This is a genomic window from Burkholderia diffusa, assembly GCF_902499115.1.
Lineage (GTDB): Bacteria > Pseudomonadota > Gammaproteobacteria > Burkholderiales > Burkholderiaceae > Burkholderia > Burkholderia diffusa.
In genome coordinates this window covers 48635-62312 of record NZ_CABVPN010000007.1, presented here as the reverse complement: position 1 = coordinate 62312, position 13678 = coordinate 48635, and the positions used below count along the sequence as shown (strand labels likewise).

At 69.0% G+C, this 13678-nt stretch carries 9 protein-coding genes; 7 read left to right on the top strand and 2 right to left on the bottom strand.

The window, feature by feature from the left end:
• Positions 1-104 precede the first annotated feature (104 nt).
• Entirely contained in the window at positions 105-1523 is a 1419-nt protein-coding gene (tagH, locus tag BTE28158_RS08875) for a type VI secretion system-associated FHA domain protein TagH (protein ID WP_151047933.1), read from the bottom strand.
• 47 nt (positions 1524-1570) lie between these two features.
• Complete coding sequence (locus tag BTE28158_RS08870) at positions 1571-1957, bottom strand: TssQ family T6SS-associated lipoprotein (protein ID WP_151047934.1); 387 nt, start codon at positions 1955-1957, stop codon at positions 1571-1573.
• 630 nt (positions 1958-2587) lie between these two features.
• Here BTE28158_RS08870 and tssJ point away from each other — a divergent pair.
• From tssJ to tssA, 7 genes are all read left to right on the top strand, one after another.
• Positions 2588-3103: a type VI secretion system lipoprotein TssJ gene (tssJ, locus tag BTE28158_RS08865; RefSeq protein WP_124900828.1), complete on the top strand. Its 516-nt coding sequence runs from the start codon at positions 2588-2590 to the stop codon at positions 3101-3103.
• On the top strand, positions 3100-4482 hold the full coding sequence (gene tssK / locus BTE28158_RS08860; protein WP_151047935.1) for a type VI secretion system baseplate subunit TssK: 1383 nt from the start codon (positions 3100-3102) through the stop codon (positions 4480-4482). Before tssJ ends, tssK begins: the two co-directional genes overlap by 4 nt.
• Positions 4483-4496: 14 nt before the next feature.
• A complete protein-coding gene (locus BTE28158_RS08855) occupies positions 4497-5816 on the top strand; it encodes a DotU family type VI secretion system protein (RefSeq protein WP_151047936.1) in 1320 nt (439 codons plus the stop codon).
• A gap of 1 nt (position 5817) precedes the next feature.
• Entirely contained in the window at positions 5818-9447 is a 3630-nt protein-coding gene (gene tssM, locus BTE28158_RS08850; RefSeq protein WP_151047937.1) for a type VI secretion system membrane subunit TssM, read from the top strand.
• Positions 9429-10124 carry a type VI secretion system-associated protein TagF gene (gene tagF, locus BTE28158_RS08845; protein WP_151047938.1) on the top strand — a complete coding sequence of 232 codons (696 nt, stop codon included), beginning with the start codon at positions 9429-9431 and terminating at the stop codon, positions 10122-10124. The genes tssM and tagF overlap by 19 nt, the downstream gene beginning before the upstream one ends.
• A gap of 65 nt (positions 10125-10189) precedes the next feature.
• Positions 10190-12562: a serine/threonine-protein kinase gene (locus tag BTE28158_RS08840; RefSeq protein WP_151047939.1), complete on the top strand. Its 2373-nt coding sequence runs from the start codon at positions 10190-10192 to the stop codon at positions 12560-12562.
• Positions 12549-13673 carry a type VI secretion system protein TssA gene (gene tssA / locus BTE28158_RS08835; RefSeq protein WP_174919811.1) on the top strand — a complete coding sequence of 375 codons (1125 nt, stop codon included), beginning with the start codon at positions 12549-12551 and terminating at the stop codon, positions 13671-13673. Before BTE28158_RS08840 ends, tssA begins: the two co-directional genes overlap by 14 nt.
• Positions 13674-13678 lie beyond the last annotated feature (5 nt).

The window sequence follows — 13678 nt, the reverse complement described above, 5'->3', positions numbered from 1 at the left end:
GGGCGTTCTGCCCGGCTTTGTCATTTCTGCGTCGATGGCAGTCTTGGCAGTCGGCTTCGCGCGGGAGTGGCGGTCGTTCCCGTCGAGCACGGGACATACGACGCTCAATGCCGGCTGCTGCCGCGATAGCTTTCCACCTCCGCGTCGTACGCGGCGAGAAACGCCTTGCCGAATACCGACGCGAAATCGTCTTCGATCGCGAACACCGTGTCGCGATGCGTCGCCGCGTAGCGGTCCCACATCCTCGCCTTGTACAGCGCGGGCACGCGCTTCTCGTACCAGCGCATCGCATCGTCGCGCTCGCGCAGACGTTGCGGCGAAAAGCGCGTCAGCAGATCCATCAGCGCGGCGCGCATGCCGGCGACCATGCCGATCTGGTGCGCGTGCAGATCCTGGAACGCGTCGCTGACCGCGCTCTGCGGCGACATGAAGCCCGGCAGCGGCAGCCCGAACATCTGGCGCAGCACGGCGCCGCCGTCGGGCAGCAGCTTCAGCGGATTGTTCTCGCGATCGAGCAGCATCGTCATGTGCGCCTTCACCTCCCGCTTCAGAATGCTGCGCGACGACAGCAGCTCGACCGTGCCGTTCGCGAACAGCGCGAGCAACTGCCCCGCGATGTACAGCTGCTCGGCCGACCATTGATGCGACTCGGCGGCGGTATCGAGGCCGGCGCCTTCGAAGAACGCGTTCAGTAATTCATCGGGCGTCGGCGCGCGGTTCGCCTGCGGTGCAGGCTCGTCGGCGGGACGTGGCTCGGCATGCGCCGTCGCCGGTTGCACACGCACGTGCTGCGTCCACTCGGGCGCATGGTCGGCTTGCGTCGCGGACGACGCGCCGCGATCCGCATTGCCGCGTCCGGACGGTGACGCCGATCCCGATTCGCCGATATCGGGCGACGACTGTACAAACAAGTCGAGCGGGTCGGTCGACAGCTGATTCAGGTCGCGTTGCGATGGCGCCGATGGCGCGGTCGGCGTGGCGCGGTTCGCGGGCTGCGCCGCCTCCCTGCGCGCTGACGTGCCGGATCGCGTGCCTGTGTCCGCCGCCTTGCCGCGCGGAGCGAGACGATCCTGCAGCAGGCCCCACAACCGGTTGCCGGTCGTCTTAGCGTCGACGTGTGCGTGTGCGGCGGTTTCCGGCGTGCGCCGCAGGTCGGCGCTCGCGCTGGAGGCGGTGGGCATGTCGACGACCGGCGCCTCATGTCCGTCGTCACGCTCGGCACGCAGCACGTACGGTCCGATGCGGATGATGTCGCCGGTATTGAGCGGGCGCTCCTGTGCATAGCCGACGGGCTCGCGATTCACCTCGATCGTCGACACGCTGCTCAGGTTCTTCAGCAGGCACGCATCGTCACCGACCTGCAGCAGGGCCTGCAGCCGGGAAATCTGCCGGGTGTCGTCGCGCAGCACGAGATGGTTGTCGGTCGCCCGGCCGATGGTGCCGCCGGGCGGGTGGAACACGACGGCGTCGTAGGAGTCGCTTTCGACCGGCTCGCCGGCATGTTCGATCACGATCAGTTGCATGTCATACGTCGCTCGGTAAGGAAACGCTCGCGGGGAATCCGGTTCGGTCAGGATGACGACGCATGTCTGCGGCGCGCGAACTCGAACGCGGGCCCCCAGACCGGATGTCCCTTCTCGGCGGGGGACAAGTCGAAGCGCGGGTTGAGGTCGAGAATCTTCGAGAATTCGGCGCGGCACTGCGCGACGCGGTTCGTCACGCAATAGCTGAACGCGAGCAACTTGTGAGCGGAGACCTGCGTGTCGGTATCGGCCCCGTCGATCTCCTTCGCCCGGCTCAGGATCGCGATCGTGCGTCCGTAGTCGCCCGCGCCATACGCCGCGCGCGCGCTGTCGACCGCGGCGCGCGCCGCCGACTGCGTAGGGGACGTACCGCACCCGCCGATTCCCAGCAACAAGGCGCCGAGGAAAATCACGATCGATGAATGGCCTTTCATTCTGAAATGAAATGTTTGCGTTATTGGAAGGTGGCGCACAAGCGCTGTTGGATTCTAGTGCCAATCAAGGCGGGTGATGTCGCCGTTACGTTTTGTTTCATTTTGGAAATTGCGTTCGAGTTATCGCTCAAATCGATTCCGGGTTTTCGACTTGTTAATCCATAAAATCGATTCTATAGTTCGCTGTGCTTTTGGGATTCGTCAGTTGTTTGCCCGGCGCAGGTCAATGATCGGAAAAGCCGGCCCTCCGTTCGGGCAACGCAAACAGCGTGACACGACCCGCAGGGCGTAACCACCCGCCGCCGACGGCCGTCAGGCTTGGGTTCAGCGTCCATGCGGCCAGTGTCCATGCAATAGAACCGGGCCGCCGTGGCGAACCGGTCGAATTAACGCGCCTTTTAAAAATGACCGAAATCAATTCAATTCATCGTCATTTCCCCGATCTTGATCCCGTCCCGTAATTGGCGATTTGACCCGGCTTTTTACAAGAATAAATTGCCGAATGAAATTTGAGCGGAAGGATATGCAAGCCACATAATTACCGGTCAATTAATTGTCCCCTTTTAATTCGAGGTGTCGATTTCGCGTACGGAAATCGACGGGGGAATTATTGCGCTGCGAGGATGAAATATGCGCTGGCGGTCGAGCGGGTTCATCGTATTGGGATGTGCATTGCTGTTGCCCGGATGCGGCGCCACCGAGCGTGCCGCCGCGGTGCCGTATGCGATCACGGTCGACGTGGCGCCCGACGTCAATCCGGACTTCAACCGCAAACCTTCGCCGATCGTGCTGAAGGTGTTCCAGCTGCGCGCGGCGTCCGCGTTCGACGGCGCCGACTTCTTCTCGCTCCAGGACAAGCCAGAGAACATCCTCGGCGCGGACCTCCTCGGCACCGACCGCGTGATCCTGCGCCCGGGCGAGTCGCGCACGCTGCATTACCGCGGCAACGTCGAAGCCGGCGCGATCGGCGTGATCGCCGAATACCGGATGCTCGACAAGAACCGCTGGCGCCTGACGGTGCCGCTGCCGCGCGCGAAGCAGCTCAACGTATACAAGTTCTGGCAGACGTCGCCCGGCGAGCTGAAGCTGTCGATCGCGGTCAGGAACGGCGGTCTCGCGCTGAACGACACGCGGGGGCGCCCATGACTGAACCGACGATGTCCGCGACGCCCGTCGCCGCTCTGCGCCAGCGCGTGGTGTGGACCGAAGGGATGTTCCTTCGGCCGCAGCATTTCCAGCAGCTCGAACGGCACTGGGAACGGTACGTCGCGCTGCGCTGCCTGCCGCTGCAGGGGTTCTACTGGGGCTTCGACACGCTCGAGATCGACCGCGAGCAGCTCGCGCTCGGCAAGGTCGCGCTACGCGCGGCGGCGGGCGTGATGCGCGACGGCACGCCGTTCGATCTGTCGCATCCCGACGATCTGCCCGAGCCGCTCGACGTGCCGGCCGATGCGAAGGACCAGCTCGTCGTGCTCGCGCTGCCGTTGTGGCGCGGCGGCGGCGAGGAGGTGTCGTTCGGCGCGGACGCTGGCGGCAGCGGCGGTGCGGACGTCGCGCGCTACGTCGTGCGCGAATACGAAGTGGCCGATGCGAACGCGGTCGCGCTCGGGCCCGCACTGCTGCAAACGGGGCGCCTGAACGTCCGGCTGATGCTCGACTCCGAGCTGACCGGCGACTGGCATGCGCTCGGCGTCGTGCGGATCGTCGAGCGACGCACCGACGCGCGGCTGCTCGTCGACGACGGCTACATTCCGCCGCGCCTGGTCGCGCAGCGCGATGCGGCGTTGCTCGCGTACACGCGCGAGCTGCACGGACTGCTCACGCAGCGCAGCGACGCGCTGGCCGAGCGCCTGTCGGAGCCGGGGCGCGGTGGCGTATCGGAAGTCGCGGATTTCCTGCTGCTGCAGCTCGTGAACCGCTATCTGGCGTTGACCTGGCACGCGCAGCAGGACGTCGCGACGCATCCGGAGGCGCTGTTCCGCGACTGGCTGAAGCTCGCATGCGACCTCAGCACGTTCACGGCGGCCGGCCGGCGCCCGCAATCGCTCGCCGTCTACGTGCACGACGACTTGCGCACGAGCTTCGCCGAATTGATGACGGAGCTGCGCCGGTCGCTGTCGACGGTGCTCGAGCAAAACGCGATCCAGATCGAGCTGCACGACGCGGGCAACGGCATCCGGGTCGCGACGCTCGCCGATCCCGCGCTGCGCGACACGGCCGGCTTCGTGCTGGCCGTGCGCGCGGACGTGCCGGCCGACAGCCTGCGCGCGCGGTTTCCCGCGCAGGCAAAGCTCGGCCCGGTCGAGCGGATCCGCGACCTGGTGCAGTTGCAGCTGCCGGGCATCACGATGCGCCAGTTGCCGGTCGCGCCGCGGCAGATCCCGTACCACGCGGGTCATACGTACTTCGAGATCGACAAGGGCAGCGACCTCTGGAAGCAGCTGGCGCGCTCCGGCGGTCTCGCATTTCATTTCGCCGGCGAATTTCCGGGGCTCTCGATGGAGTTCTGGGCGATTCGCGGGTGAGGGCGGGCAGCGCGATGAATTCTTCCTCCGATTCGATTTCCGCCGGCGCAGGCGGATTCGTGCCGCCGAATCCGGGCGGCATGCATCCGCCGGCCGCGTCCGGTGCGGCGGGGCCGACCGCCACGCAGCCGCGCCCCGGCCGCTGGGCCGCGAGCGGCACGAACCCGCTCGTCGCGGCCGCCAACCCGCTGCTCAATCTCGTGCCGCAGATCCGTTCGACCGTCCATCATCCGAACCCGGCGTGGCTGCGCGAGCATCTCGTCGTCGAGATCCGTCAGTTCGAGGCGCGCGCGCAGGAAGCCGGCGTGCCGTCGGAGGCGATCATCGGCGCGCGCTACTGCCTGTGCACGGCGCTCGACGAAGCAGCCGCGCTGACGCCCTGGGGCGGCAGCGTGTGGTCGTCGCACAGCCTGCTCGTGTCGTTTCACAACGAAACCTGGGGCGGCGAGAAGTTCTTCCACCTGCTCGAACGCCTGTCCCAGCAGCCGCGCCAGCACCTCGACCTGCTGGAGCTGCTGTATTTCTGTCTCGCGCTCGGCTTCGAAGGCCGCTATCGGGTGCTCGACAACGGTCATGCGGAGCTCGACGCGCTGCGCTGGCAACTGGCCCACACGATCCGCTCGGTGCGCGGTGAATTCGATCCCGCGCTGTCGCCGCACTGGCGCGACGTCGTCACGCGTGACGTTTCGCGTCGCTTCGTCGTGCCGCTATGGGTCTGCGTGGCGCTCGCGCTGCTGATCGGCTTCGGCGTGTTCGTCGGGCTGCGCATCGCGCTGGCCGGGCATTCGGACCGGCTGTTCGCGTCGATCGATGCGCTGCACGTACCGAAGCTTCAGCCTGCTCAGGCTCCGCCGCGCCCGGCGCCGGCGCCGCGCGTCGCGAAGTTCCTGGCGCCCGAGATCGCAGCCGACCTCGTGGCGGTGCGCGACGACGCGGATCGCAGCGTGATCGTGCTGCGCGGCGACGGGCTGTTCAAGTCCGGCTCGACGTCGGTGATCGACCGTTACGCGCCAGTGCTCGCACGCGTCGCGGATGCGCTGAACCAGGTTCCCGGCAACGTGCGCGTGACCGGCTATACCGACGACACGCCGGTGCATACGGCACGCTTCGCGTCGAACTGGGACCTGTCGCGCGAGCGCGCCGAGGCCGTGCGCGGCATGATCGCCGCGCGCCTCGACCGTCCGGAGCGACTCGCGGCCGAGGGGCGCGGCACGCTCGATCCGGTCGCGCCGAACGATACGCCCGCGAACCGCGCGCTGAACCGGCGCGTCGAGATCACGCTGCTGCCGGCGCCCGGCAGTGCCGCCGTCGGCGCGACGCAGGGAGCGCACTGACATGAACCAGGCTGTCGCGCGTTTTATCCGGCCGTTGCCGTCGCGGGAGATCTGGTCCTTCGTCGGTCTCGTCGTGCTCGCGTGTTTCGTGTGGCTCGCCGGGCCGCTGTTTGCGTTCGCCGAGATCCGGCCGCTCGAGAGCGGCTGGGTGCGCGCGGCGACGATCGCGGTGCTGTTCGCCGCGTGGGGCGCACGCGTGGCGTGGCGAAGCTGGCACGCGAGCCGCCTGAACGCGCAATTGCTGAACCAGTTGCGCGAGGCCGCGCCCGGGCCGGCCAACGCCGACGATCCGGCCAAGGCCCAGCTCGATGAGCTGCGCAGCCGCTTCGACGAGGCCGCGGCGCTGCTGAAGAAAGTCCGCTTCGGGCAGGCGGACACCGCGCGCAAGGGGCTGGCGCGTTGGTTCGACCGGATGTCGCGCCAGTATCTGTACCAGCTTCCGTGGTACGTGTTTATCGGCGCGCCGGGCTCGGGCAAGACGACCGCGCTCGTCAATTCCGGGCTCAGTTTTCCGCTCGCCGAGCAGTTCGGCCGTGCCGCGATTCGCGGCGTGGGCGGGACCCGGCACTGCGACTGGTGGTTCACGAACGACGCGGTGCTGATCGACACGGCCGGCCGCTACACCACCCACGAAGGCAATCGCGCACTCGACGAAGCCGAGTGGAAAGGCTTCGTCGAGCTGCTGAAGAAGTACCGCACGCGCCAGCCGCTGAATGGCGCCATGTTGACGATCAGCGTCGCCGACCTGGTCGGCGCGTCGGAAGCCGAGCGCACACAGCACGCGATGGTGCTGCGCAAGCGGCTGCTCGAGCTGCGCGCCCAGCTCGGCATCCGGTTTCCCGTCTACCTGCTCGTGACGAAGGCCGACCTGCTGGCTGGCTTCGCCGAGTATTTCGGCGGCTTCGGCCGCGCGGAATGCGCGCAGGTGTGGGGTTTCACGTTCCCGCTCGCGCAGAGCGAGGCGCCGGGCTTCGACCTGCGTGCCGCGTTCGACCGCGAATACCGGCTGCTGCATCAGCGGCTGAACGACGGGCTGCCCGAGTTGCTCGCGACGCAGACCGATGCGCGCCAGCGCGAGATGGCGTACCTGCTGCCGCAGCAGGTCGCCGACTTGCAGGACATGCTCGGCCAGTTCGTCGCCGAAGTGTTTTCCGTGTCGAGTTTCGAGCCGATGCCGATGCTGCGTGGCGTGTACCTGACGAGCGGCACACAGGAAGGCACCGCGTTCGACCGCGTGATGAGCGGCATCAAGCGCTTCCTGAAGATCGAGGGCATGCCGCCGGTCGCCCAGGTCGGCTCGACCGGGCGCAGTTTCTTTTTGAAGTCGCTGCTGCAGGAACACATCTTCCGCGAAGCCGCGCTCGCCGGCAGCGACCTGCGCTGGCATCAGAAGCGGCGCGTGTTGCAGATCGCCGGCTATGCGCTCCTCGCGGTCGTGAGCGTGGTCGTGCTGGCTGCCTGGCTGCGCAGCTACGCGAACAATCGCGCGTATCTCGACCGGATCGCGCAGCAGGTGCCCGCCGTCGATGCGCAGATCGCCGGCGCGAAGTTCTCGGATGCGGCCGACATCGCGCGGCTGCTGCCGGTGCTCGATGCGCTCGGCGGGCTCGCGAATGCCGGCGGCGTCGACCGCTCGCATCCGCCGCTCGCGTACCGCTGGGGGCTCTTTCAGGGCGAGAAGATCGACGAGGCCGTCGACGTCGTGTACCGGCGCGCGCTCGACGACGTGCTGCTGCCGATTGCCGCGCGCCGGATGGAGGCCGCGCTGAGCGATGCACGGCCGGACGAAACCGACTATGCGTATGCGGCGCTGAAGGCCTACCTGATGCTGTACGACAGCGCGCACTACGATCCCGCGTTCGTGCAGGCCGTCGTCGACCTGGAAATGGAGCGCTCGCTGCCGCCCGATTTCTCGCCGGCCGAACGCTCGGCGCTGCGCGCGCATCTTGCCGCGCTGTTCGGCAACCGGGTGGCCGTGTCGCCGTATCCGATGAACGAGCGGCTGGTGGCCGACGTACGCGACCGGCTGCGGCAGGTGCCGTTCTCGCAGCGGCTATATCGCCAGCTCACGCGCACGCTGCGGCCGGCGACGTCCGCGTTCGATTTCAGCGTCGCGCGCGCGGTGGGGCCCGACGCGTCGCTCGTGTTCCGCCGCCAGAGCGGCAAGCCGCTGTCGGAAGGCGTGCCGGGCCTGTATACGCGCAACGGCTACCGGAACGTGTTCGCGCCGCGCCTCGCAGGCGAAGTCGACGCATACGGGCGCGAGGAAGTGTGGGTGCTGAATCTCGGGCTGTCCGAGATCCCCGGGCCGAACGACGCCGCCGCATGGGCGCGCGACATCCGCCAGCTGTACCTGAACGACTATCTGAAGATCTGGGACGACTATCTCGCCGACATCAAGCTGCAGCGCACGGCGACGCTCGCGCAGAGCATCCAGGTCGCGCGCGCGCTGTCGTCGGCGGATTCGCCGCTCACCCGGCTGATGATCGCGCTCGCGCGCGACACGGCGCTCGGCGATGCGCCGGGCGGCGGTCGGAATCTCGCGTCGCGCGCGCAGGACAAGGTCGACGAGGCGCGCAGTTCGCTGTCGCAGATCTTCGCGGGGCAGGGCGCGAGCGACGCGAATCCGTCAGCCGCGGCGCCCGCGAGCCCCGAGCAGGTGGTCGACAACCACTTCGCCGGGCTGCGCGCGTTCGCGCCGGGCAGCGGCGACCAGGCGCAGGCGTTCGACGCGGTGCTGAAGTCGATCGACGCGCTCTATACGTACCTGACGGCCACCGACGATGCGCTGCGCAGCGGCGCCCAGCCGCCGCCGTCCGACGCGCCCGCGCGGCTGCGCGCGCAGGCCGGGCGGCTGCCCACGCCATTCCGCGACGTGCTCGACGACCTGTCGAACGTCGCGAACGGCAGCGTCGCGACCGTCGAGCAGCGCAGCGTCGCGCAGCGGGCCGGCGCGAACGTCGGCGATTTCTGCCGGCAGGCGATCGCGGGCCGCTATCCGTTCGCGCGCGGATCGTCGCGCGACGTCGCACCGGCGGATTTCGCGCAGATGTTCGCGCCGGGCGGCCTGATGGACGATTTCTTCCAGAAGAACCTGCAGTCGATCGTCGATACGACGTCGCGCCCGTGGCGTTTCGCGAACCGCAATGCGGATGCCGATCCGGCGGCGGCCGCGATGCTTTCGTCGTTCGAGAAAGCCGCGGTGATCCGCGACGTCTACTTCGGCGGCGGCGCACGCACCGCGCAACTGAAGGTGCAGATCCAGCCGCTCGAAATGGATCCGTCGCTCACGGAGATGGTGCTCGACGTCGACGGCCAGATCGTCCGTTATGCGCACGGCCCGCTCGTGCAGAGCGCGGTGGACTGGCCGGGCACGCGCGGCAGCAACCAGGTCCGCTTGCAGGTGTCGGGGCAGGCCGGCGCGACCGACGGCTTCACCACCGACGGGCCGTGGGCGCTGCATCGGCTGTTCGACCGCGCCGCCGTGTCGGCCGGGCGGGGTTCGGACCAGATGATCGCGCGCTTCACCGTCGACGGCAAACCGATCGTGCTGCAGGTGAATGCGGGCAGTGTCCGCAATCCGTTCAGGCTGCCCCAGATGGAGTCCTTTACATGCCCTCCGAAGCAATGAGCCGCCTCCCGCCGCTCGCGCGCGCCGATGGCGACGCCCCGGCCTGGTACGGAAAGATTCCCGGCGCCGGCGACTTCGTGAACAGCCGGCTGCCGCATGCGCTCGCGCAGTGGTGGGAACGCTGGCTGCAGCAGGGGATGGCCGCGATGCGCCAACGCGGCCCGGACGAGATCGCGCGCCACTACACGGTCGCGCCGGTCTGGAATTTCCTGGTGCCGGCGGGCGCCGGCGCGTCGTGCGTACAGGCTGGCTGCCTCGCGCCGAGCTGCGACCGCGTCGGGCGTTACTACCCGGTGATCGTCACGCTGCCGATGCCGGCGGCCGATTACTGGAACGGGCTGCCGGACGCGGCCGACGCGTTCTACTGGCAGATCGGCCATGCGCTGCTCGACGCGATCCGGCATGCGCGCGCGCCGGTCGACCTCGAGGAGACGCTCGACCGCGTTCGGCTCGCACCGGGCGACGGGCTGACGGCGGAAGTGGTCGACGCGATCCCGGCGTCGCTGCCGGAGCGGCCGGCGCTCGCCGCATGGCCCGGGCTGTCCGGCTATTTCGATCCGCACGGCGGGACGAGCTTCTGGTGGACCAATCGCGCCGACGGCTCGCCGCTGCGCACGCATGCGCATACGGGCGCGCCCGACAACGCGCTGTTCCTGACGCTGTTCGGCGGTAGCTGACGGTGCCGGTCGGCGGTCGGAGGCAGGCAACGCAGGCAATACGGATGCGGTATCGCGAGGTAGACATGAAGGACCCTTCATCGAGAGACAACGAGCACGACACGGCGACCCGCGGCGACGCACCCGAATTCACGGTGCGGCCGCTGCCGCTCGGTCATCGCCTGGGCGAGCTGCAGCTCGACGAGGTGCTGGGCATCGGCGGTTTCGGCATCGTCTATCGCGCGTTCGATCGCACGTTGCGGCGCGCGGTCGCGATCAAGGAATACATGCCGTCCATGCTCGCGACGCGCGGCGGCGACTACACGGTGTCGCTGCGCTCCGAGCGGTTCGCCCAGGCGTTCGACGCGGGACGCGGCGCGTTCCTCAACGAGGCGCGCCTGCTCGCGCAATTCGACCATCCGGGGCTCGTGAAGGTGCTGCACTTCTGGGAGAGCCACGGCACCGCGTACATGGTGATGCCGTTCTACGAGGGGCGCACGCTCAAGCAGCTGCTCGACGGCGGTGTGCGGATGAGCGAGACGCAATTGCGCAACATCGTCGGCGCGCTGCTCGGCGCGCTCGACACGCTGCATCGCGCGCAGTGCTTCCATCGCGACGTCGCGCTCGACAACGTGCTGATCCGCCCGAACGGCAGCGCGATCCTGCTCGATTTCGGCGCGGCGCGCAAGCGGATCGGCGATCTCGTCGACGACGGCGCGATGATGATCAAGCCCGGCTACGCGCCGATCGAGCAGTACACCGACGATCCCGCGTTCAGCCAGGGGCCGTGGACGGATCTCTACGCGCTCGGCGCGGTGATGCACGCGTTGATCACCGGTGAACTGCCGCCCGCGGCCGTCGTGCGCAGCATCAAGGACACGTACCGGCCGCTCGCGTCGCGCGAGTTGCCGGCCGGCGAGGTGTACAGCCCGGCGTTCCTGGCGGCGATCGATCACGCGCTCCAGTTGCGGATCCCCGATCGGCCGGAGTCGGTCGCGGCGTTCGCGGCGGAACTCGGGTTGCGCGATCTCGACCCGACGGGCGGCGGGTATGGTGCGGCCGTTGTGCCGCCGACGGCCGATGCCGGGGGAGGCGGAGCTGGGAAGGTGGCCTCCGGTGTTTCGGGTGCGTCTGCGGTGACGGGAAAAACGTCGGCCGGGGTTGCTGCTGCGGCGTCGGCCGGTGAACGCGGGACGGCATCGGACGACGCAACGACGGATGTGCGGTCGTCGCAGCCTGAGCGGGCGGAAGGCCAGCCGAGCACTTCCGGTACGCCGTCTACTGCATCCGCCGGGGCTGGCGACAAGCCGGAAGATGGCGGGTCTTTGGCGTCGGCTGCTGCTGCGGGAGCGCTGGCTTCGCCGGCTTCGTCCGCTTCTTCAACTGCTTCGTCATCCGTATCGCAGGCGTTGTCGCCCTCCGCGAAAACGGGGCGATCCGGCGGACGTGAAAGTGATGAGGCGCGTGCAAAGGAAGCGTTGGACGACGAACGGTCGACTTCGAAGACCGAAGCGCATGGCGACGCCGGCATGCGATCGGCAAGCGCCCTGGCGGACAGCGGGCAGGGCCGTGCAACGGATATCGGGAACCTGAACGGAACGGCAGTGCCGATTGCTGGCGCCGCTGGCGCATCCACGTCCTCGCCGGGTGCATCGCCGCCGACCCGCCCGCCGCGCCGCCCATCGTTCATCGCAGCGGGCAACCGGCGCACGAAGACCTACGTCGGTGGCGCGCTGGCAGCACTGATCGTCGTTGGCATCGCCGCGACCTATCTGTCGCGTCCCGCGAAAGTCGCCAGCGAACCGGAAACGGGCGCCAGCCAGCCGCTGGCCGGCGTCGCGTCCTCGGCCGGCGCGTCGGACGCGATGCTCGCGCAGCACGGCCCGACGCCGATCGTCGTGCCGCCGTCGAGTATGCCGGGCGGATCGTCCGCGCAGGTGCCGCCTCCAACGCTCGCCGCCGCTCCGGCCAGCACGCCCGCCGCGGGGGCTGCCGTTCCCGCGCCGCAGGTCGCCACGCCCGCCACGAACATCGCGGGCGCCACGCCGTCGCAAGCCGGTTCGAGCGCGACCATCGCACCGGCCGGCAGCCTCGACGCATCGGAGCGCATCGTCAACGTGCCGCCGTCGGAGACCGCTGCATCGCCGTCGAGCGCACCGGTACCCGCGTCGGCATCGCCATCGGAAGCGGCGACGGCCGTCGCCGCGATCACCGCATCGGCCGCCGAGCAGCGCCCGCCGAAACAGGAAACCGTTCAGGTGCGCTTCAACGTGCGCCCGTGGGGCGACGTGTACGTGAACGGCGCACGGCGCGGCGCGAGCCCGCCGCTGCGCTCGGTGTCGCTGACACCGGGTGTCTATCAGATCGAGATCCGCAACGGCTCGCTGCCGCCGTTGCACCGCACCGTGGCGATCGACTTCGGCAGCAAACCGGTCAACATCGACTATGCATTCGAATGACGTCAGCCAGGCGGCGCTGGCCGCCGCCGCATTGTCCTCGCCGTCACCGGGCCTGCCGGCGGCGACGCCGCGCGCCGAGCTGATCGGCCGGCTGCTGGCGGACCTCTCGCCGGAAGCCCCGTGCGGCCCGAACCTCGAATACGACGCGGATTTCCTGCAGCTTCAGGAGCGGGCGACACCGCGCGCCGAGCAGCAATACGGCGACACCGTGATTCCCGCCGAGACGCCCGACTGGCGAGCGGTCGAGCGCCTTGCGCTCGCGCTGAGCGAGCGGACGAAGGACTTGCGTGTCGCCGCGCATCTCGCGCGCAGCTGGACCGAGCAGCACGGCATTCCGGGCTACGCGGACGGGCTCGCGGTCGTCGCCGGCCTGATCGAGCGCTGGTGGGACGACCTGCACCCGCGCCTGGACGCCGACGGCGAACAGGATCCGACACCGCGGATGAACGCGCTCGCCGATGTCGCCGGCGCGCACGAATGCGCGCGCGCGGCGCGGCGTCAGCCGCTGTTCCACGGGGGCCCGAGCGTGCGCGACGCCGAACGCGCGCTCGACGGCCGCGACGAAACGGGCGGCCCGTCGGCAGGCAGCCGCGACGGCCTGGTCGCCGCGCTGTCGACCGCACGCGACGACGGCCGCGTGCCGATCGACGCCGTGCGCGCGGTGCTGGGTGCGCTGGACGCGATCCGCGCGCGCGTCACGGACCGGCTCGGCAGCGAATGGTCGCCCGATGCGAGCGATACGGAAAAGGCGTTGCAACGCATCGTGCGCGAAATGCCGGAGCCGGCACCGGTGCAAGCGGCAGGGCCGGCGGACGGTTCGATTCCGGCAATGCCGGCCGCACCAGGCGCCGCGCACGCCGCGTCCGCGCCGGCCACGGTGCCGAACGGACAGGCCTGGCGCGATGCCGAGGTCGCGAGCCGCGACGACGTGCGGCTCGGCCTCGACAAGATTTGCCGCTATTTCGAACTGCACGAGCCGAGCCACCCGGCGCCGCTGCTGCTGCGGCGCGCGCAGCGGCTGCTTGCGCTCGACTTCTACGAAATCATCCGGGATCTCGCGCCGGAGAGCCTGCCGAAGCTGGACTTGCTGAGCGGCGAACGGAGCGAATGAGGCAA